The sequence below is a fragment of the Bradyrhizobium sp. BR2003 genome (genome assembly GCF_009720285.1).
GTDB classification, from domain to species: Bacteria; Pseudomonadota; Alphaproteobacteria; order Rhizobiales; family Xanthobacteraceae; genus Bradyrhizobium; species Bradyrhizobium elkanii.
In genome coordinates this window covers 60,234-80,491 of the sequence record NZ_SMYJ01000020.1, presented here as the reverse complement: position 1 = coordinate 80,491, position 20,258 = coordinate 60,234, and the positions used below count along the sequence as shown (strand labels likewise).

At 65.6% G+C, this 20,258-nt stretch carries 20 protein-coding genes; 17 read left to right on the top strand and 3 right to left on the bottom strand.

What is annotated here, in order from left to right; all coding sequences use genetic code 11:
• The first annotated feature begins 175 nt into the window (after positions 1 to 175).
• From E2I15_RS15235 to hemC, 13 genes are all read left to right on the top strand, one after another.
• Positions 176 to 970: a FadR/GntR family transcriptional regulator gene (locus E2I15_RS15235; RefSeq protein ID WP_137477284.1), complete on the top strand. Its 795-nt coding sequence runs from the start codon at positions 176 to 178 to the stop codon at positions 968 to 970.
• A gap of 44 nt (positions 971 to 1,014) precedes the next feature.
• On the top strand, positions 1,015 to 2,433 hold the full coding sequence (locus E2I15_RS15230; RefSeq protein WP_170991423.1) for an amidase family protein: 1,419 nt from the start codon (positions 1,015 to 1,017) through the stop codon (positions 2,431 to 2,433).
• A 24-nt stretch (positions 2,434 to 2,457) separates the two neighbouring features.
• Positions 2,458 to 3,903: an amidase family protein gene (locus E2I15_RS15225; RefSeq protein ID WP_137477283.1), complete on the top strand. Its 1,446-nt coding sequence runs from the start codon at positions 2,458 to 2,460 to the stop codon at positions 3,901 to 3,903.
• A gap of 232 nt (positions 3,904 to 4,135) precedes the next feature.
• A complete protein-coding gene (locus E2I15_RS15220; protein WP_137477282.1) occupies positions 4,136 to 5,356 on the top strand; it encodes an ABC transporter substrate-binding protein in 1,221 nt (406 codons plus the stop codon).
• 187 nt (positions 5,357 to 5,543) lie between these two features.
• Positions 5,544 to 5,969, top strand: coding sequence for a GFA family protein (locus E2I15_RS15215; RefSeq protein WP_137477281.1), 426 nt, complete (start codon positions 5,544 to 5,546; stop codon positions 5,967 to 5,969).
• Between the two features lie 252 nt (positions 5,970 to 6,221).
• Entirely contained in the window at positions 6,222 to 6,974 is a 753-nt protein-coding gene (cnbZ, locus tag E2I15_RS15210) for a 2-amino-5-chloromuconate deaminase CnbZ (RefSeq protein WP_137477280.1), read from the top strand.
• A 124-nt stretch (positions 6,975 to 7,098) separates the two neighbouring features.
• Positions 7,099 to 8,691, top strand: a complete 1,593-nt coding sequence (locus E2I15_RS15205) for an NAD(P)/FAD-dependent oxidoreductase (protein ID WP_137477279.1) — start codon at positions 7,099 to 7,101, stop codon at positions 8,689 to 8,691.
• A complete protein-coding gene (locus E2I15_RS15200) occupies positions 8,691 to 9,098 on the top strand; it encodes a c-type cytochrome (RefSeq protein WP_170991426.1) in 408 nt (135 codons plus the stop codon). Before E2I15_RS15205 ends, E2I15_RS15200 begins: the two co-directional genes overlap by 1 nt.
• A gap of 23 nt (positions 9,099 to 9,121) precedes the next feature.
• On the top strand, positions 9,122 to 9,622 hold the full coding sequence (locus E2I15_RS15195; protein ID WP_137477278.1) for a Rid family hydrolase: 501 nt from the start codon (positions 9,122 to 9,124) through the stop codon (positions 9,620 to 9,622).
• A 130-nt stretch (positions 9,623 to 9,752) separates the two neighbouring features.
• Complete coding sequence (locus E2I15_RS15190; protein WP_246667948.1) at positions 9,753 to 11,171, top strand: M20/M25/M40 family metallo-hydrolase; 1,419 nt, start codon at positions 9,753 to 9,755, stop codon at positions 11,169 to 11,171.
• A complete protein-coding gene (locus tag E2I15_RS15185) occupies positions 11,171 to 11,989 on the top strand; it encodes an aspartate dehydrogenase (protein ID WP_137477276.1) in 819 nt (272 codons plus the stop codon). Before E2I15_RS15190 ends, E2I15_RS15185 begins: the two co-directional genes overlap by 1 nt.
• Positions 11,989 to 12,609, top strand: coding sequence for a bifunctional nicotinamidase/pyrazinamidase (pncA, locus tag E2I15_RS15180; protein WP_137477384.1), 621 nt, complete (start codon positions 11,989 to 11,991; stop codon positions 12,607 to 12,609). The genes E2I15_RS15185 and pncA overlap by 1 nt, the downstream gene beginning before the upstream one ends.
• Before the next feature lie 66 nt (positions 12,610 to 12,675).
• Complete coding sequence (gene hemC / locus E2I15_RS15175) at positions 12,676 to 13,686, top strand: hydroxymethylbilane synthase (RefSeq protein WP_137477275.1); 1,011 nt, start codon at positions 12,676 to 12,678, stop codon at positions 13,684 to 13,686.
• A gap of 56 nt (positions 13,687 to 13,742) precedes the next feature.
• Here the strand turns inward: hemC and E2I15_RS15170 are convergent, their stop codons facing one another.
• Genes E2I15_RS15170 through E2I15_RS15160 form a run of 3 tightly spaced genes read right to left on the bottom strand, consistent with a single transcriptional unit; the run spans position 13,743 to position 16,285 of the window.
• A complete protein-coding gene (locus E2I15_RS15170; protein ID WP_137477274.1) occupies positions 13,743 to 14,441 on the bottom strand; it encodes a DUF1045 domain-containing protein in 699 nt (232 codons plus the stop codon).
• Positions 14,442 to 14,450: 9 nt separating this feature from the next.
• Positions 14,451 to 15,623 (bottom strand): alpha-D-ribose 1-methylphosphonate 5-triphosphate diphosphatase, encoded by a 1,173-nt coding sequence (locus tag E2I15_RS15165; RefSeq protein ID WP_246667947.1) that lies wholly within the window; start codon positions 15,621 to 15,623, stop codon positions 14,451 to 14,453.
• Positions 15,620 to 16,285 carry an LbetaH domain-containing protein gene (locus tag E2I15_RS15160; RefSeq protein WP_137477272.1) on the bottom strand — a complete coding sequence of 222 codons (666 nt, stop codon included), beginning with the start codon at positions 16,283 to 16,285 and terminating at the stop codon, positions 15,620 to 15,622. Before E2I15_RS15160 ends, E2I15_RS15165 begins: the two co-directional genes overlap by 4 nt.
• Positions 16,286 to 16,495: 210 nt before the next feature.
• On the opposite strand from E2I15_RS15160, the gene phnC reads away from it, so the two are divergent.
• The 4 genes from phnC (at position 16,496) to phnE (E2I15_RS15140) (ending at position 20,135) form a co-directional block, all read left to right on the top strand.
• Positions 16,496 to 17,311 (top strand): phosphonate ABC transporter ATP-binding protein, encoded by an 816-nt coding sequence (gene phnC / locus E2I15_RS15155; RefSeq protein WP_137477271.1) that lies wholly within the window; start codon positions 16,496 to 16,498, stop codon positions 17,309 to 17,311.
• Between the two features lie 78 nt (positions 17,312 to 17,389).
• The gene (gene phnD / locus E2I15_RS15150) at positions 17,390 to 18,322 is read left to right on the top strand and encodes a phosphonate ABC transporter substrate-binding protein (protein ID WP_137477270.1); all 933 of its coding nucleotides are present in this window, start codon (positions 17,390 to 17,392) and stop codon (positions 18,320 to 18,322) included.
• 83 nt (positions 18,323 to 18,405) lie between these two features.
• A complete protein-coding gene (phnE, locus tag E2I15_RS15145; protein ID WP_137477269.1) occupies positions 18,406 to 19,290 on the top strand; it encodes a phosphonate ABC transporter, permease protein PhnE in 885 nt (294 codons plus the stop codon).
• Complete coding sequence (gene phnE, locus E2I15_RS15140; RefSeq protein ID WP_170991422.1) at positions 19,287 to 20,135, top strand: phosphonate ABC transporter, permease protein PhnE; 849 nt, start codon at positions 19,287 to 19,289, stop codon at positions 20,133 to 20,135. The genes phnE (E2I15_RS15145) and phnE (E2I15_RS15140) overlap by 4 nt, the downstream gene beginning before the upstream one ends.
• Positions 20,136 to 20,258 lie beyond the last annotated feature (123 nt).

The following is a 20,258-nucleotide window of genomic DNA, read 5'->3' as shown; positions in this document are numbered from 1 at the left end:
TCGTCATCACCATCTTCCAGCGTCCGGTCGACCCTCTGACCGCGTAGGCGCGTCGCCACGGGGGGGCGTGCCAAGCGACCGGGATACGCCGGTATGGCGGGGCCTCGGCATCACGAGGTCAAGGGCCGCTCCAATCGGCTTGCAAAGGGATCATGATCCTATTTATGATCATAAAATGGATAAATCGGCTCTCCCGTCCCTCGACCCTTCGCGCCGCGCCTCGATCAAGCGCAAGCGCTCGGACGCCGTCGCCGACCTGATCCGCAGCCACATCTTCCAGGCCGGCTTGCAGCCGAGCGACCGGCTGCCGCAGGAGGGGGAGCTGATCGAGATGTTCGGCTGCAGCCGCTCGACCATCCGCGAGGCGCTCAAATCGCTGGAGGTGCAGGGGCTGGTGCAGAACACCACCGGTCCCGGCGGCGGCGCGCGGGTGGCGCCGGTGTCGATCAACCGGATCGTCGGCCTGCTCAGCAACTATTTCTATTTCCAGTCGACCAGCACCGCGCAGATCTACCAGATCCGCCGGCTGATCGAGCCGGAGCTCGCCTTCAGCGTGGTCGGCCACCTGACGGCGGCGCATTTCGCCGCACTGGAAAAGGCGATCACGGTCCAGGAGCATCGTCCCGACGGCGATGCCGATTGGGAACATCATCGCCACGCCGAGATCGATTTCCACGACATCCTGATCGAGGCCTGTCCCAACCCGCTGCTCGGCCTGATGTGCCGGTTCGTCAACGAGGCGATCCGTCATCTGATCGGCAAGCTCGGCGTCCAGGAATTCGCATCCAGCTTCACCTGCGAGAACATCGAGTTTCACAAGCGTCTGCTGGCCGCATTCCGCTCCGGCAATGCCGCGCGCGCCCGGCGCGTGATGCTCGAGCATGTGCTGAGCGCCGAGGCGGCGGTCGTTCCCGCGGAAGACCGGCGCATCGATCTGCCTGTGTTTCACCAGCCGTTGCGGCTCGACTGAACCGCATCGGCCGACTGCTGCATCACGCCTTGGAGAAAACGACAATGGACACGCGGCGCGAGAATGAGTTGTGGAGTTGGTCGGCCGTCGATCTGGCGCGTGCGATCGCGACGCGCGCGATTTCCAGCCGGGAAGCCGTGCAATCCAGTTTCGATCGCATCGCCGAGGTCAATCCGGCATTGAACGCCATTGTCGCTGTGCTCGCCGACGAGGCGCTGGCCGCAGCGGCCGCGGCGGATGCCACGGTGAAGTCAGGTGCGGAGCTCGGCGTGCTGCATGGCGTGCCGGTTACCATCAAGGTCAATGTCGACCAGCGCGGCTGCGCCACCACCAATGGCGTCGTCGCGTTCCGCGACGTGATCGCCACCGAGGACAGCCCGGTGGTCGCGAATCTTCGCAAGGCGGGCGCCGTCATTGTCGGGCGCACCAACACGCCGGCCTTTTCGCACCGCTGGTTCACCAACAACGATCTGCACGGCGCGACCTACAATCCGTGGAGCCGTCGGCTGACTCCGGGCGGCTCCAGTGGTGGCGCCGCATCGGCCGTTGCTTCCGGCATGGGTGCGATTGCACACGGCAATGATTTCGGCGGCTCGATCCGCTATCCAGCGTACGCCTGCGGCGTTGCCGGACTGCGTCCGACGCCGGGGCGGATCCCGGCGTTCAATCCGTCGGCAACCAGCGATCGTCCGATCACTGCGCAGATGATGTCGGTGCAGGGCCCGCTGGCCCGCACGGTCGCCGACTTGCGCATCGGCCTCGCCGCGATGGCGCAGGCGGACGCGCGCGACGGCACCTGGCTGCCGGTGCCCCTGCAGGGTGCGCCGCTCAAGCGTCCGATCGGTGTTGCGATCGTGCCGGCGCCGTTCGGCGACGAGGCGCCGGAGGTGAGCGCGTCGGTGCGCGTCGCCGGACGCTGGCTCGCGGAGGCCGGCTTTGCCGTGGAGGAGACCGTGCCGCCGCGGCTCGCGGAGGCCGCCGATCTCTGGCATCGCCTCGTCATCAATGAGGAGCGGCGCGTGCTGGCGCCGATGATCCGCAAGTTCGGCGACGATCGGAGCCGATACAATCTCGAGTGCCATATCGCCTACGCGCCCGAACTCGACGGCGATCAGGTGCTCGCCTGTTTCGAGCAGCGGCTGGCGATCGTGCGGGCCTGGCAGCTGTTCCAGGAGCGCTGTCCCGTCATCATCCTGCCGGTCTCGGCGCAACTGCCGTTCCGGTTCGATCAGGACCAGGAAGACGCGACGATGGTGCGCGCGCTGCTCGATGCGCAGCGGCCGCTGCTCGCGGTGCCCGCGCTCGGCTTTCCGTCGGTCGTCGTGCCGACCGGGACCGCCGGCGGCGCGCCGGTCGGCGTGCAGGTGATCGCCGGGCGTTTCCGGGAAGACGTCTGTCTCGCAGTGGCCGAGCTGATCGAGGCGCGTGCATCGAAGCTGACGCCGATCGACCCGCGAGATTGAACCAACAACAAGGCACTGAACATCATGGGAGAACATCACGTGACGAACGCACCAATCTGGCAATGGTCCGCCGTGGACACGGCCGCGGCGATCCGAAACAACGAAGTGACGTCGGAAGAGGTGGTTCGCGCCCATCTCGACCGCATGCAGGAAGCCAACCCGGCGCTCAACGCCGTCGTGGTCGATCTCGGCGCGTCAGCGATGCAGGCCGCCAAGGCCGCGGACGCGGCGCTGGCCGCGAGCAAGCGCGAAGGCGGTATCGTCGGACCGCTGCACGGCGTGCCGGTCACGATCAAGATCAACATCGACGTCGAGGGCCAGGCCAATTCGAACGGCGTGGTGGCGTTCAAGGACAACATCGCGCCGAGCGACTCGCCGGTGACGGCGAATCTCAAGAAGGCCGGTGCAATCATCATCGGCCTCACCAACACGCCAGAGTTCTCGCTGCGCGGCTTCACCGACAACCCGCTCCACGGCCTGACGCGCAATCCCTGGAATGCCGACGTGACCTGCGGCGGCTCCTCGGGCGGCGCCGGCGCGTCGATCGCGGCCGGCATCGGCACCATCGCGCATGGAAACGACATCGGCGGCTCGCTGCGCTGGCCGGCGCATTGCAACGGCATTGCCACCATCAAGCCGACCCAGGGCCGCATTCCGGCGTTCAATCCGAGCGCCACGGCAGAACGGCCGCTGATGGCGCAGTTCATGTCGTCGCAGGGGCCGCTGGCGCGCCACGTCGCCGACGTGCGCCTCGGCCTCGAGGTGATGGCGCAGCGCGATCCGCGCGACCCCTGGTATGTGCCGGCGCCGCTGACAGGGCCGAAGCCGGCTGGGCCGATCAAGGTCGCGCTCGCAAAGATCCCCGAGGACATGGCGACCGATCGCGGCGTGATTGCGCTCCAGCGCAAGGCGGCGGATCATCTGGCGGATGCGGGTTACGCGGTCAGCGAGGTGGAGGTGCCCGATCTCAACAAGGTCTGGCAGCTCTGGTGCGACCTGATCATGACCGAGGTTCGCGTCCTGCAGCAGGACCAGATGCTGGCGACCACCAGCGTCGACTTCCAGAAGACATTCCGCGGCTTCATCGCGCTGGCCAATCAGCTCGATCAGGCCGGCTACATGAAGGCGATCGCCGAGCGCTCGCGCCACATCAGGAGCTGGATGACGTTCCTCGAGCAGTATCCGCTGGTCGTGATGCCGACCACGGTGCGCAAGACGCCGGAGGTCAATGCCGATCTCGGCGGCGATCAGCGCGTCAAGGATTTGTTCTGGAACGACCTGCGCTTCATTTCGTCGATGAACGTGCTGGGGCTGCCGGCGGCCGTGGTGCCGGTCGGCCTCGATGAGGGATTGCCGGTCGGCGTCCAGATCGTCGGCTCGCGCTATCGCGAGGACATGTGTCTCGACGCCGCCGAGGCGATCGAGCGCAAGGCCGGCATTCTGGCACGGCAATTGTGGCAGCGGCGCTGAGGCGATCTCGACGCCACAGCGCGTTATCCATTGGTATGATTCAGCGTACGCCGCGGCGAAATATCGTCGCGGCGTTCGCGTGATCCGCGTCGCGTGTGTCGACGCAATGGCTCTGTTCCTCCTCCCGGAATTTCTCAACGGAATCGCAGGGCGCCATGCCGGCGACGGGGTTGTCGGCGATCCCTGATTGCTTCAGGAGATCGTCCGAAACGTCGAAACACCCGGGAACGAAATGTCCATCACGAAACGCTCGCATCTCCTGATCGCAATTGCCGCCATGTGTCTCACATTTGCGGCCGGCGCTGTCCGAGCGGAGGATGGCGTGCTGCGGGTCGGCATCATCACCGACATGAGCGGGCAATATTCCGACGGCAATGGCCCGGGATCGGTGATCGCGGCACAAATGGCGGCGGAGGAAATCGGCGGCACGGTCGCCGGCCGCAAGATCGAGATCATTTCGGCCGATCACCAGAACAAGCCTGACGTGGCGACCGGCATCGTGCGCAACTGGATCGACAACAAGGGTGTCGACGTGGTCGCCGAAGGCGTCAATTCCGCGGTGGCGCTCGCGATCCAGACGGTGACGCGCGAGCGCAAGAAGCTGTTCCTGATTTCGGGCTCCGGCTCGTCCGACCTCACCGGCAAGCAATGCTCGCCGACCAGCGTGCAGTGGACTTATGACACCTATGCCTCCTCGAACGCGACGGCGAAGGCCGTGGTGGCGCGCGGCGGCACGCCCTGGTTCTTCCTGACGGCGGACTATGCGTTCGGCCAGGCGCTGGAGCGCGATGCGAGCAAGGCCGTGACATCGGCCGGCGGCAAGGTGCTCGGCGCGGTTCGCCACCCCTTCGACACCGCCGATTTCTCGTCTTTCCTGCTGCAGGCCCAGTCCTCCGGCGCCAAGATCCTGGCGCTCGCCAATGCCGGTTCCGACTTCCGCAACGCGGTGTCGCAGGCCGACGAGTTCAACATCCGCGCCAGCATGCAGCTCGTCGCGCTGCAGGTGACGCTCACCGACGTGCCTGCGCTTGGCCTCGCGCATGCGCACGATCTGCTGTTCACCGATTCCTTCTATTGGGATCGCACGCCGGAGACGCGCGTCTTTGCCCAGGAGTTCTTCAAGCGTCATGGCGCGATGCCGACCGCCTACCAGGCCGGCGTCAACTCGGCGCTCCGGCACTACTTCAAGGCGGTCGCCGCCACCAACTCGGTCGATTCGGAGACCGTGATCGCGCAGATGCGCAAGACCCCGGTCAATGATTTCTTCGCCCAGAACGGCCTCGTGCGCGAGGACGGCCGGATGGTGCACGACATGTATTTGATGCGCATCAAGAAGCCGGAGGAGTCCAAGAGCAAATGGGATCTCTACGAGTATCTCGCGACGGTGCCGGGCGACCAGGCCTTCCGTCCGCTCGATGAAGGCGGCTGCCCTTACGTCGCCAAATCGCACTAGCGTCGCCCTCGCGTGAGTTTTTCTTCTATCATGCGCGAGTTTTGATCGATTGTCCGGCGCTGATCCTGACGATACGTTCGGATTGAGATCAGTCTCAGTCGGCAGATCATGCTCCTGCGCAGTTCCGAGCGAACTGCGTGCGGCGCCTTGACCTCGCTGAGCGATCCGGACAGGAGACGCAAGCAACATGACGGGCGACACGGGTGTTCGGGCTGGCCAGTGCCATTGCGGCGCAGTGCGTTTCGAGGTGACGCTCAGCGACGGCTTCAATTCGATCCGCCGCTGCACCTGCTCTTACTGCCGGATGCGTGGCGCTGTGGTTGCCATGGCGGAGATGGGCGGGATCAAGGTCCTGCACGGCGAGGATGCGTTGACAAGCTACCGCTTCCATACCGGATCGGTGCAGCACTTCTTCTGTTCGCGCTGCGGAATCTACACCCATCATCAACGACGATCCAATCAGAACCTGTATGCCGTCAACGTGGCTTGCCTGGACGGCGTAAGCCCATTCGATTTCCCCGATGTGCCTGTGATGGACGGCGTCAATCATACGAACGACACCGGCAAGCCGACGCGCCGCGCGGGCACACTCCGCTTCATCCCGGCCGACTAGCGGTCGCTGTCGGCCGACAACCGCCCGGCTCGTCGCGGGACGACGGTGATCGTGCAACAAATTCAGTGTCGTCCCTGCGAAAGCAGGGACCCATAAGCACCGATGCTGATTATTCCGCGTCGCCGGAACAACAAGTCCCCTTAACAACGGCCGCCGCGGAGTATGGGTCCCTGCTTTCGCAGGGACGACAGCTGTGGTGAAATCAAGCGGGACGTCATCGCGACGGCCCCATCACCGTGTTCACGAGGCAACATGACCAACACCATCGAGGGTCCCGACGGCGGCTACCGCTTCATGCCCGGCGTCAGTCAGTATTCCTGCGGCATCGGTGCGCTGCCCGGCTTTGCCATCGAGCGCGTCAGGTTCTCTGAACCGGTGCCGTTGAGCGCGGGTTTTGCAAGGATCGCGGATATCATTGGGGATGCGGGCCGTCCGCTGACAGCGTTCGGCGCCTGCGAACTGCGTTCCCCGGCGCCGTTCACCGAGGACGGCTTCAGGGCCTTCAACGAGATCTACATCAAGACGCTGGTCGCTTGGGGCGTGATGCGGGACGGCGTCAATCCGGTGGCGCGCAGCAATGTCTGTCCGAAGCTCGATCCGCCCGGCGAGCCGAGCTTCCACGCCTTCTGCTACACAGTGCCGGCCGCCAAGGACGAACCAACCAGCTTTGTCGTCGCCGGCAGCGGCGAGTCGGTCGAGGGCAAGGCCAATTACCGCGACCACACCGTCGCCCTTGGCGACACCAGCCCGGCCGGCCTCCTGGCGAAGGCGAAATTCGTGGCTGACGAGATGGAACGCCGGATGAGCTCGTTCGGCGGCCGTTGGCAGGACACCACCGCGGTGCAGCTCTACACCGTGCACGACGCCTATCCGGTGCTGGAAAGCGAGCTCGGCCGCCGCGGCGTGCTTCGCAACGGCTTGACCTGGCATTTCGACCGGCCGCCGGTGGTTGGCCTCGACTTCGAAATGGATTGCCGGCGCGTGCATCGCGAACGCGTGCTGTGACGTGTCGGTCGCGTGATGCATCAAAAGCGCGTGTGGGTGCATGTGGAAGCGTGCGCCCTTTCTTGACACGGATCGCGTCAACCGTTTCCCTTCGCCATCGACGTCAGTGGCTGGGTGAGCGCGGGTGCAGAACGAATCTGTAATCAGGCGGCGGGATCTGCTGGCGCTGATTGGCACCATTGCCGGCAGTTCGGCGATGTATCACGCGATGACGAGCCTCGGCTTCGCGTCGGAATCCGCCTACAAGGGGCCGCTGAAGCTCGCAGGCGACGTGAAGGGCGCCTCGGTGCTGATTCTCGGCGCGGGGCTTGCCGGGATGACCGCGGCGCTGGAGCTGCGCAAGGCCGGCTACAAGGTCCAGATCCTCGAATTCAACAACCGCGCCGGCGGCCGCAACTGGTCGATCCGCGGCGGCGACAGTTTTGTCGAACTCGGCGGCTTCAGGCAGATCAGCAAATTCGAGCAGGGGCTCTATCTCAATCCCGGTCCGTGGCGGATTCCCTATCATCACCGTGCGCTGCTCGACTACTGCCGCCGGCTCAATGTGACGCTGGAACCCTTCATCCAGCTCAACCACAACGCCTATCTGCACGCGACGCGTGCATTCGGCGGCAAGCCGCAGCGCTTTCGCAGCATCAAGGCGGATTTCCAGGGCGGGGTCTCGGAGCTGCTCGCAAAGATCACCCAGCAGGGCCGGCTCGACGAGACCGTCGGCAAGGAAGATCAGGAGATCCTGCTGCAGTCGCTGCGCGACTGGGGCGCGCTGGATCGCGACTACAAGTACAATGCCAACCTCGTGTCGGCCGAGTTCCGCGGTTATGCGCGCGATCCCGGCGGCGGCTTGATGGGCGATCCGCTGCCCAGCGACCCGATCTCGCTGCAGGAGCTGCTGCGGTCGCGGATGTGGCGCTATCTGCAGACCTTTGCACGCTACGATTTCCAGACCACCATGTTCCAGCCGGTCGGCGGCATGGACATGATCGGCAAGGCGTTCGCGCGCGAGGTCGGCGATCTCATCCGCTATGGCGCCAAGGTGACGCAGATCCAGCAGAACGGCTCCGGCGTCACCGTGAGCTATGTCGACACCGCCAATCCATCCACGGTGCAGCAGGCGACCGCCGACTGGTGCATCTGCACCATCCCGTTGCCGATCCTGAGCCAGTTGCCGGTCGATGTCAGCGCGCCGATGAAGAGTGCGATCGATTCCGTGCCCTATGCCGCCTCGGTGAAGATCGGCCTGCAGTTCAAGCGGCGGTTCTGGGAGGAGGATGACGCGATCTATGGCGGCATCAGCTACACCGACCTGCCGATCCGGCAGATCGCCTATCCGAACTATGGCTTCAACCGCGGCGGCCGGGGTATCCTGCTCGGCGCCTACATGTATGGCGGCGCCAATTCCTTCGAGTTCACCGCGATGACGCCGGCCGAGCGGGTCGCCAGCGCGGTCGAGTTCGGCGCCGCAATCCATCCGCAGTACAGAAGCGAATTCGAGAACGGCGTCGCGGTGGCCTGGCATCGTGTGCCGTTCACGCTCGGCTGCGCCGGCGAATGGACCGAAGCCGCCCGCGCGCAGCATTACCGCAATCTCTGCCAGATCGACGGCCGTATCGTGCTGGCGGGCGAGCACGCTTCGCAGCTGCCGGCTTGGCAGGAGGGCGCGATCCTGTCCGCGCTCGACGTCATCTCCCGGCTGCACGAACGCGTGGTGAAGACGTGATGATGCGGACCGCAACATCCGTCGTCGCTGCACTGGCGCTGCTGTCGGCGACGGCAGCCCCTGGGCAGGACAGTGGCGCGGGCAGGCGCACCTTCTCTTCGGGCTACCGCTTCGTCGAGATGACCGGCGAGGAGCTGTTCGCCAATGTGTGCCAGGGCTGCCACATGCCGGATGCGACGGGCGCGACCGGGGCGGGCATTTACCCGTCGCTGGCCGGCAACAAAAATCTCGAGGCCGGCAGCTATCCGGTCTTCCTGGTCATCAATGGCCGCCGCGGCATGCCGGCGTTCGGCGACATGATGACCGATGGTCAGATCGCCGCCGTTGTGAATTATCTGCGGACGCACTTCAGCAATAACTATGAGGACGCGGTGACGACCAAGGATGTCCAGGACGCCCGCCGCTGACAAAAACACTCGGGGAGAGTTTGATGAAGTTCACCGGTATCGCACTGGGCGCCGCGCTGTCGGCGGCTGCAACTGCCGCCTGTGCAGACGTCGTCAGGCATCCGATTCCCAACTCGACATTCCCGATCGCGCAGGCAGTAACCGTCACCGGCAACACCACGACCGTCTATGTCAGCGGCCAGGTGCCGCCGGCGATTAACAAGGACGCCGATCCGTCGAGCCCGCAGGCCTATGGCGATATCAAGACGCAGACCGTCGGCGTGCTCAACCGCATCAAGACCATTCTGGAAGGCCAGGGCCTTGGCATGGGCGACGTCGTCAAGATGCAGGTGTTCCTGGTGCACAACGCGTCCGCGCCGATGGACTTCAAGGCCTTCATGGAGGGCTACACCCAGTTCTTCGGCGGCAGCCAGCCGAATCTGCCGGCGCGCTCGGTGGTCGGCGTCGCAGCCCTCGCCAATCCCGGATTCCTGGTCGAGATCGAGGTGATCGCGGCCAAGGACACCAACAAGGACACGAAATAAGGACTGCAAATAGCGTGCGCGAAACCGCGGAGCATGCGCGCGGAAATTGAAGGGCTCGCCGTCTTGCCAAAGCGCAGATCGCCTGTCTGAATTCGCCTTCAATCAGGCGGTGGAATTCTGGGAGAGCATGATGTCGCACAAGGCTAGAGACACGGTTCGATCGCTGCGGCTCGCGGCGGCGCTCGGTCCGGTGCTGCTCGCAGCCGGCGCCGCGGCGCAGGGGCTGACCGAGCAGCAGCAATTCGCCCGCGGTATCTACCAGGAACTGGTCGAGATCAACACGACCACCGCGACCGGCGATACCCAGAAGGCGGCGGAGGCGATGGGCGCGCGGCTCCGTGCGGCGGGTTTCCCCGAGGTCGACGTGCACGTGTTCTCGCCGGCACCGCACAAGGGCAATCTGGTGGCGCGGCTGCACGGCTCCGGCGCGCGCAAGCCGATCCTCCTGGTCGCCCATATCGACGTCGTCCCCGCCAACCGCGAGGACTGGTCGGTCGATCCGTTCAAGCTCACCGAGCAGGACGGCTATTTCTACGGCCGTGGCTCCAGCGACGACAAATACATGGCGTCCGCCTTCATCACCAATCTGATCCGCTACAAGAAGGAGGGCTACAAGCCCGATCGCGACATCATCGTGGCGCTCGAGACCGACGAGGAGATCCTCGATGCCAACGGTCTCGGCATGCAGTGGCTGATCAAGAACCACCGCGACCTGATCGATGCCGAGTTCGCGCTCAATGAAGGCGGCGGCGTCGGTCTCAAAAACGGCAAGGCGATCCGCAACAGCGTGCAGACCAGCGAGAAGGTCTCGATCGGCTACCAGCTCACGGTGAAGGATCGCGGCGGCCACTCGTCGCTGCCGCGCAAGGACAATGCGATCTATCACCTCGCCGAAGGCCTCGTGCGGCTCTCCAATTACAGCTTCCCGATGAACCTCAACGAGACCACGCGGATCTATTTCACCAAGACCGCCGAGGTCGACACGTCGCATGCCGACGACATCAGGGCGATCCTGGCGCCGCAGCCCGATCCGGCGGCGCTGGCGCGATTGTTGGAGAATCCGGGCTATAATGCGCAGCTCCGTAGCACCTGCGTCGCGACCATGCTGGAGGGCGGCCACGCCATCAACGCGCTGCCGCAGTTGGCGACCGCCAAGGTGAACTGCCGGATCCTGCCGGGCGAGCCGGTCGAGGGCGTGCAGGCGGCGATCGAGCGCGTGCTCGCCGACGAGCAAATCGCGGTGGCTCCGACCGGCAAGGCCGTGCTGAGCCCGCCATCGCCCCTGAATGAGGAGATATTGGGTTCGATCGAGAAGCTGTCAAAGGAGTTCTGGCCGGATGCGTCGATCGTTCCGGTCATGAGCACCGGCGCAACCGACGGCAGCTATCTGCGCAATGCCGGAATTCCGACCTATGGTCATTCCGGGCTGGCCGCCGATGTCGACGACAATCGCAACCATGGCAAGGACGAGCGCGTGCTCGTCAAGTCATTCTACGAGGGCGAGGAGTATCTCTATCGCCTGGTCAAGATGCTCGCCGGCGGGAAATGATGGCTGACAGCAAGACAAAGACACGGGTTGCGGTCGCCGGCCTCGGCGCGATCGGCACCGACGTCGCCAAGGCGCTCGATCAGGGCATCGAGGGCCTGACGCTGGTCGCGGTGTCGGCGAACAGCCCGGACAAGCACCGCGGCTGGGTGGCGGAGCTCAAGTCGGCGCCGAAGCTGGTGCCGATCGAGCAGCTGGCGGAGGTCGCCGACATCGTGGTCGAATGCGCGCCGAGCAAGGTGGTCCGTTCGATCGTGGCGCCGGTGGTCGAGCGCGGCAAGACCGCGGTCGTGCTCAGCGTCGGCGCGCTGCTGCAGAACGAGGACCTCGTCGATCTCGCGAGAGCCCATGGCGGCCAGATCATCGTGCCGACCGGCGCGCTGATCGGGCTCGATGCCGTGACTGCCGCGGCGATCGGAACCATTCATTCGGCGAGGCTGGTGACGCGCAAGCCGGTCGCGGGCCTGGTCGGTGCGCCGCATCTGGTCGAGAACAACATCCGGATCGAAGGCATCACCGAGCCGCTGCGTATCTTCGAGGGCAGTGCGCGCGACGCCGCCAAGGGCTTTCCGGCCAACCTCAACGTCGCGGTGGCGCTATCGCTGGCCGGCATCGGCCCCGACCGCACAAGGGTCGAGATCTGGGCGGATCCGACCGTGACCCGCAACACCCACCGGATCGAGGTCGATTCCGATTCAGCGCGGTTCTCGATGATGATCGAGAACATTCCCTCGGAGAACCCGAAGACCGGCCGCATCACCGCGCTGTCGGTGATCGCCTGCCTGCGCAAGCTGCGCGCGTCATTGCGGATCGGCACATGATGAAGATTGCACCCGACGATCTGTTGCTGGTCATCGACGTGCAGAACGATTTCTGCCCCGGCGGTGCGCTGGCGGTCGCGGACGGCGATGCCGTCGTGCCTGTCGTCAACCGGCTCGCTGCGCGCTTCGACCATGTCGTGCTGACCCAGGACTGGCATCCGGCGGGCCACAGCTCGTTTGCGACCTCGCATCCGGGCGCGGCGCCGTTCTCCGAGATCGCCATGCCGTATGGGCCGCAGACGCTGTGGCCGGATCATTGCATCCAGGGCAGCGCGGGCGCGGCGTTTCATCCCAACCTTGCGATCGACCGGGCCGAGCTCGTGATCCGCAAGGGCTTCCGCGTCGCGATCGATTCCTACTCGGCATTCTTCGAGAACGACCGCAAGACGCCGACCGGGCTCGCCGGCTATTTGCGCGAGCGCGGCCTCAGGCGCGTCGTGATGGCGGGGCTCGCCACGGACTATTGCGTGCAGTACTCGGCGCTCGATGCGCGCCGGCTCGGTTTCGAGACCATTGTCGTGCTGGCGGGCTGCCGCGCCATCGATCTCGGCGGTTCGCTTGCTGTCGCCACCGCGGCGATGCGCGAGGCCGGGGTGGAGCTTGTCGAGGAGGTCGTCTGAGCGTGGCCAAGGAGGGGGCAAAAACCGTTGTTTTGACTGGCCTTTTGTTCTAATCCCCAGCCGTTGATGATCACGCGCAGCGGAGCTTTCGTGTCGGGACAGGTTTTGCGGATTGGGACGCGCAAGAGCGCGATGGCGCTCGCGCAGACGGAGGAGGTCGCGCGGCTGCTGCGCGCCTCGGCGGGCGACCTTGCCGTCGACATCGTCAAGTTCGAGACCCGCGGCGACCAGGACCAGACCAGCAAGCTGTTGCGCCATGGCGGCAAGGGCGGCGCCTTCGTCGCCGAGATCCGCGAAGCCATGCGCGCCGGCACCTTGCAGGCGGCGATGCATTCGCTCAAGGACGTGCCGGGCAACGAGGAGACGCCGGGTCTCGTCATTGCCGCGATGCTGGCGCGCGACGCCGCCAATGACAGCCTCGTGCTGCGGCCGGGCTTGTCGCTGGAGACGCTGCGTGCCGCGCGCGGCAAGGGCTTCATGATCGGTACCAACGCCGTGCGCCGCGCCGCCTATCTGCGCCGGCTGTTTCCGGATGCGACCGTGATCCATTATCGCGGCGCCGCCGACACGCGAGTTGCAAAACTCGATCGGGGCGACAAGCAGCGGCTGCCTGGCGGCGGCGAGGTCGGGCCGGCGGATGCGCTGGTGATGGCGCGCTCTGGCCTCGAGCGCATAGGCATGACCGCGCGCATCGCGCATGATTTCTCGGTCGGCGAGATGTTGCCGGCGGTCGGCCAGGGCATCGTCGCGGTGGAATGCGTCGAGACCGACTGGGCGACGCGGGCGCGGCTGGCCGGGATCGACAACGCGCAGTCGCGGCTTGCCGCCGAGGCCGAGCGCGAGGTGCTGTGGGTGCTCAACGGCCATTGCAATTCGCCGATCGCCGGCCACGCCACGCTCGCCGGAGGCGAGCTGACGCTGCGCGCCTCCGTGCTCGACGAGGCCGGCGCCGGCTTCATCGAGGTGACGCGGCGCGGGCCCGCGGATCGTCCGCGCGAACTCGGCCGCGCCGTCGGCATGGAGCTGCTCGCGAAGGGCGCCGCCGAGATCATCGACCGCACACGGGTCGACGAGTAGCGATATCTATCCCACGTCGTCCCGGCGAAAGCCAGGACGACGCCGGTGTAGGCGGCCTAATCCCGATCGGCCCGCAGCGGCCAACTGCCGGTGATCCGGAAGCGGGATGCGGTGTCCGTTTGCTTGAACAGCGCGATGCGGTCGATCGCAAGCGACGCGAGCTCGATCGCCGCGAACCGTGTGCGCAGCTGCGCCACGATCGGGCCGCGCCGCTCGTCGCTCAGCCGTCCCGTCAGCGTCATGTGGAAGCGGAACTCCTCCATGACGTAGGGATAGCCCCAGCGATCGAGATAGTCGCACTGCCGCGCGGTGAGCCGCTCGGGCTTGCGCCGCGCGCGATCCGCGGCCGTCAGCGGTGCGCGGAACGCGTCGAATTCGGTGACGCAGTCGGCGGCAAGCTGCTGCAGTTCGTCCGAGCGGCCGGCCGGGATCACCGCGATGAAGCCGCTGATCGCATCGACCACGGGTTCGATCACCGGAATGCGCCGCGCGCGGCCGGCGAAGGCGGCACAGGCATCGAGAAGCTCGGCCTCGCTCCGACCGTCGACGAGCGCGGTGGGCGCCTTCAGCGTGGCGTGGAATCCATACTTGCGCGGATCTTCGGTCACCTCATGCCAGTCGGACGCGACGCCATCGGGAAACGGAAGGTCGTCGCCCGACACTGCATCGTAGCCGAGCAGCGTCGAACCGAAGCGGTGCAGGGCGCTGTCGGGTGACGGCGCATAATAGATCGCGTAGCGCGGGGTACTGGCCATGGGACTGGGCTACGCCGCCGCAACTGTCTTGCGCGGCGCGAGCGAATGAACGAGGCAGCTCGCGTCCGCCAGATGCACCAGCCGTCCGGCTGAGATCACGGCGACGATGCGCGGCCGCAGCGGCGCCCTATCGTCGACGACGACGATGTCGGCGCGGCGGCCCGCGGCGAGCACACCGCGATCGGCGAGCCCTGCCGCGTGTGCCGGAGCCGACGAGATCAGGTCCCAGGCCCTGGCGAGCGGCAGGATGCCGTCGGCGACGAGGCGGAACGCCGCGAGCAGCTGCGCCGGATAATAGTAGTCGGACGCCAGCACCGAGCAGAGGCCTAGTGCGATCATGTCGGATGCCTTGGTCCAGCCGGTGTGGCTGCCGCCGCGCACCACATTGGGCGCGCCGAACACGATGAAGTCGCCCGCATCAGCGGCATCGCGCGCGGTCTCCTCGTTGACCGGGAATTCGGCGATCACAGCGCCGAGCGCACGAAACTCCTGGCGCATCGCCGGGCTGTTGTCGTCATGCGACAGCATGCGGATATCGGCCGCGCGTGCGGCGGCGGCCAGTCGCGCGATCGAGGCGGGTACCTCGGGGCGGCGCGCGACGACCCGGTCGAGCATGTCGTTGACGGCCTCGACGGAGAGTCCGGTGCGTTCGGCCAGCTGGTTGCGCTTCTTCGGCTTGACGTTGCTGTGGTCGTTGAAGGCGAACAGGTCGATGCGGCCTTCACTGAGCCATTGAATGATCTCGGCCTCGGCCTCGAGATTGTGGGTCTCGTGGCGCAGGTGGAAGCGCGTGTCGGCGGCGAGCTGCGGCCGCAGTGCCTCGATCGCGTCGAGCAGCTTGCGCGCATTCTCCGCGCTGCGCAGGCCGGGCTCCCACGACCAGGTCGTGCCATGAAACACGGTGGTGATGCCGTTGGCGATCGCCTGCCGGTCGCTGTCGATCAACGCGACGTCAGTCGGGAAGTCGACACTGGGGCGCGGCATCATCTGCCGCTCGAACGCATCGCCGTGCAGGTCGATGATGCCGGGCAGCACCAGCAGGCCGCTGGCATCGATGTGAAGCGCGGCGCGGCCCTGCTCGGCGTCGAGCGCGCCGATGTCGCGGCCCGCGGTCCGCAGCGAGGTCTCGACCAGTGCGCCGTCAACCAGCGTGCGTCCGGCTTCGATGAAAATATCAGTCACGATGCGGCGCTCCGTTGTTTGGCTTGCGATTGGGATACGGCCTCGGCCTCATGCTTGTCGAGGAATTCCTCGACCGCGAGCTTGCGAAAATCGGGCAGGACACGCCGAAGTGTTTCGTGATCCCAGTCCCACCATGCGAGCGCGGCAAGGCGGTCGGCGATCGTCTCGGAGAAGCGCCGCTTCACCGGCCGCGCCGGATTACCGGCGACGATGGTGTAGGCAGGGACATCCTTGGTCACGATCGCGCCGGCGGCGACGACAGCGCCGGTTCCGATGTTCCGGCCCGGTAGCAGGATCGCGCCATGCCCGATCCAGACGTCATGGCCGATATGCACGTGATGCGCACGTCGCCAGTTGAAGAAATCGGTGTCGTCGCTCTCTCCGGGGAAGTAAGCGCTGGCGCGGTAGGTGAAATGCGCCTGACTAGCGCGATGCATCGGGTGGTTGCCGGGATTGATGCGGGTCATCGCCGCGATCGAGCAGAACTTGCCGATAGAAGTGTAGGTGATCTGGCTGTCGTTCACGACGTAGGAGTAGTCATCCATGCTGACTTCAAGCAGGATCGTGCGCGCGCCGACCTCGGTATATTTGCCGAGCTTGCTCTCGCGCACCGACGCCGTCGGGTCGACGGTCGGCACAACCGAGAGTGTTTTTCCGGCCATTGGAGCCTCCGCAAATCTTCAAGAATCTTGGGCTTCCGGGGAATGCGCGCTCGTCATCGGGACGCTTGATGACAACATCATGACGTTGCGATGACGGCAAGGGGAGCGACAAGGGAGGTGTGGACGATCGCCGCATCGCAGCGCTGCCGTCACATAACTGTAAAACGCCGGGGATAGCGATGGCCCAACGAGGCGCGGTTGGAGCATTACATGCTGGTGGTGGAAGGTTTGACGTGCCGTTTCGGCACGAAAGCCGCAGTCGACAACGCGTCCTTTTCGATCGCGCCGGGCAGCTTTGTCGGCGTGATCGGCCGTTCCGGTGCCGGCAAGTCGACGCTGCTGCGGATGATCAACCGTCTCGCCGATCCGACCTCCGGCCGTATCCTGTTCGAAGGCACCGACGTCACCGCCCTGCGCGGCAAGGAACTGCGGCAGTGGCGCGCGCGCTCGGCGATGATCTTCCAGCAGTTTAATCTGGTCGGCCGCCTCGATGTGCTGACCAATGTGCTGATGGGCCGGCTGGCCCAGATTCCGTCATGGCGCTCGCTGGCGCAGGTCTGGCCGGAGCAGGACAGGGCACTCGCGCTGTCGGCGCTCGAGCAATTCGACATCGCCCAGCTGGCGGCGCAGCGCGCCGACCAGCTGTCCGGCGGCCAGCAGCAGCGCGTCGCGATCGCCCGCGCGCTGGTGCAGGAGCCCGACATCATTCTCGCCGACGAGCCGATCGCCTCGCTCGATCCGCGCAACACCAAGATCGTGATGGATGCGCTACTGCGGATCAACAAGCACTTCGGCATCACGGTGCTCTGCAACCTGCACTCGCTCGACCTGGCACGGACCTATTGCGATCGCCTGGTCGGCATGGCGGCGGGTCGCGTGGTGTTCGATGGCGCCCCCGCCGCGCTCACCGACCATATCGCCCGCGAGCTCTATGATCTCGAGGCCAATGACGTCATCGGCGCGGCGCCGTTGCCCGCGCCCGACGGTGCGACTGCTCCGGCACTCGGCACCGCAGCCGCGGCCTGACGGCCGCGCATTTTCAATCTGGGAGGCCGGGCATTTTGCCCGGCCAACAGCTGCAACTACGACAAAAGAGGGGTAGTCATGTTCACTCGTCGCATCATTCTGGCTGGCGCTGCCGCGCTGGCGTTTGCCGGTTCGGCCTCCGCGGAGGACTGGAAGGCAAAATATCCGGAGCTCACCTTCGCTGTGGTTCCGGCCGAGAACGCCTCCGGCGTCACCGAGCGCTGGACGCCGTTCGTGGCGTATCTGTCGAAGGAGCTCGGCGTGAAGGTCACGCTGCGCATTGCCAACGACTACGCGGCCGTCATCGAGGGCCAGCGCGCCGGCAACATCCAGATCGCCAGCTACGGCTCGGCCTCGTTCTCTCGCGCGCGCCTGACCGGCGTCAAGACCGACGCGTTCGCCAACGACATGAACGCCGACGGTTCGACCGGCTATTACTCGGTGTTCTTCGTCAAGGCGTCGAGCCCGTACAAGACCGTCGAGGACCTGAAGGGCAAGAACCTCGGCCTGGTCGATCCGAATTCGACGTCCGGCAACAACGTGCCGCGCTTCGAACTCAACAAGATGGGCATCGCGAACGCCGAAGGCTATTTCGGCAAGGTCGTGTTCACCGGCAGCCACGAGAACGCCGTCCTGGCGCTGTCGCAGGGAACCGTCGATGTGGCCGCCAACCAGTGGACCAACGAGGACGATTCCACGCTCGCCCAGATGCTGACCAAGGGCATGCTGAAGAATGCCGACGGCTCGGCGATGAAGAAGGATGATTTCCGCATCATCCACAAGTCGGCGCTGATCATCAACGGCCCCTATGCGTACAACACCGATCTTCCGGAGGACCTGAAGGCTGCGATCGCAAAAGCCTTCTTCGACGCCCCGACCAAGGACAAGGCCGCCTTCGACCGTCTGTCCGACGGTCAGAAGAAGGGCTTCCATCCCGCCACCACCAAGGATTGGGACGGCACCATCGAGCTGATCAAGTTCGTCGATGGTCTGCGCAAGAAGGCGAGTTGATCGCACGCCCGACGTCACGAGGGCCGGGCGCATAGCCCGGCCCTTTCTCTCCACTCAACTCCGAACCGGACTGGCACGCGTCGATGGCGACCGCCGTATCCATTCTTCCAGCGCAGCAACTGGCGACGCTGGAGGACGCCTACCGCAAGTCCGTCGCGCGCAAGCGGTTGAAAGCCGCGCTGGCAACGGCGGCATTCTGCGCGGTGCTGGTGATCGCGGCGTTCGGCGCGGAAGTGAACCTGCGCACGCTGTTCACCTATTTTGGCAATTTCGTCAGCTATTTCGATCGCATCCTGACGCTGGATTCCGGCGCGCGGGTCTGGACCGATCCCGCCGAATGGTTCTGGGGTTGGCATAAATGGCTGAAGATGCTCGGCGAGACGATCCTGATCAGCTATGTCGGCACGCTGACGGGTGCCGTGCTCGCCTTCGCGCTCAATTTCTTCGCCGCCCAGAACACCTCGCCGGGACCGTGGGTACGCTTCGTCGTCCGCCGCCTGCTCGAATTCGCCCGCACTGTGCCCGGCATCGTGTTCGCGCTGATCTTCGTGATCGCGTTCGGCCTCGGCCCGATGGCGGGCGTGCTGGCGATCGCGATCCACACCACCGGGGCGCTCGGCAAGCTGTTTGCCGAGATCGTCGAGAATGCCGACATGAAGCCGGTCGAGGGCATCCGCTCCACCGGCGCGAGCTGGCTGTCCTGCATGCGATTTGCGGTGCTGCCGCAGGTCTCGGCGGGCTACGCCAGCTATGCGCTGCTGCGCTTCGAGATCAACGTCCGTGAGGCGTCGGTGATGGGCTTCGTCGGCGCCGGCGGCATCGGCCAGGAGCTGGTGGTCGCGATCCGCAAGTTCTACTATTCCGACGTCAGCGCTATCCTCGTCACCATCATCATCACCGTCTTCATCATCGACATCTCGACCGGCTGGCTGCGCGGCCGGCTGTTCGGCAAGGAGACCCGCCGATGAGTCAGATGCCGAGGCCGGACACCGCGGAATTGCGCGCGAAATACCCCGGCGTGTTCGAGCGTCCGGCGTCGGCACGGCTGGCGATGCCGGCCATGATCGCCGCGGCGGTCGCGATCTTCGTGTTCGGGCTGGTCGATCTCGACTTCTCACCGTCCCGGCTGCTCTCGGGCCTCGGCGAGCTCGGCTGGATCACCATGTTGATGCTGCCGCCGAATCCCGGCTCGTCGTTCCCGCTCTACATGCAGGCGCTCGGCGAGACGCTGTCGATCGCGCTGCTCGGCACCACGCTTGCCGCGCTGCTGGCGCTGCCGGTCAGCCTACTGGCGGCGCGCAATATCATCCCCTCGAATCTGATCCGCTTTCCGGTACGCCGCTTCCTGGATTCGATCCGCGGCGTCGACACGCTGATCTGGGCGCTGGTCTGGATCAACGTCGTCGGCCTCGGCCCGTTCGCCGGCGTGCTCGCGATCATGGTGTCCGACTTCGGCGCGTTCGGAAAGCTGTTCTCGGAGGCGATCGAGGCGGCGGATCGCAAGCAGGTCGAGGGCATCCGCGCCTCCGGCGGCAACGCGCTGCACGAAATCCGCTTCGGCCTGCTGCCGCAGGTGCTGCCCGTGATCGCCGGGCAGGTGCTCTACTTCATCGAGTCGAACACCCGTTCGGCGACCATCATCGGCATCGTCGGCGCCGGCGGCATCGGCTTGCAGCTCGCCGAGCAGATCCGCGTGCTGGAATGGCAGAAGGTATCGTTCCTGATCCTGATGATCCTGATCGCCGTTGCCGCGATCGATTTCATCTCCAGCAAGCTGCGTTTTGCGATCATCGGGCAAAGAGCGGTGTTGTAGGACCCTACCTCGCCCCCGCTCTTGCGGGGAGAGGTCGGATTGCACTCGGCGATGCGAAGCATCGTCCGCTGCAATCCGGGTGAGGGGTGTTTCCCCGTACTCACATCCGTCGGATTCGCGGAG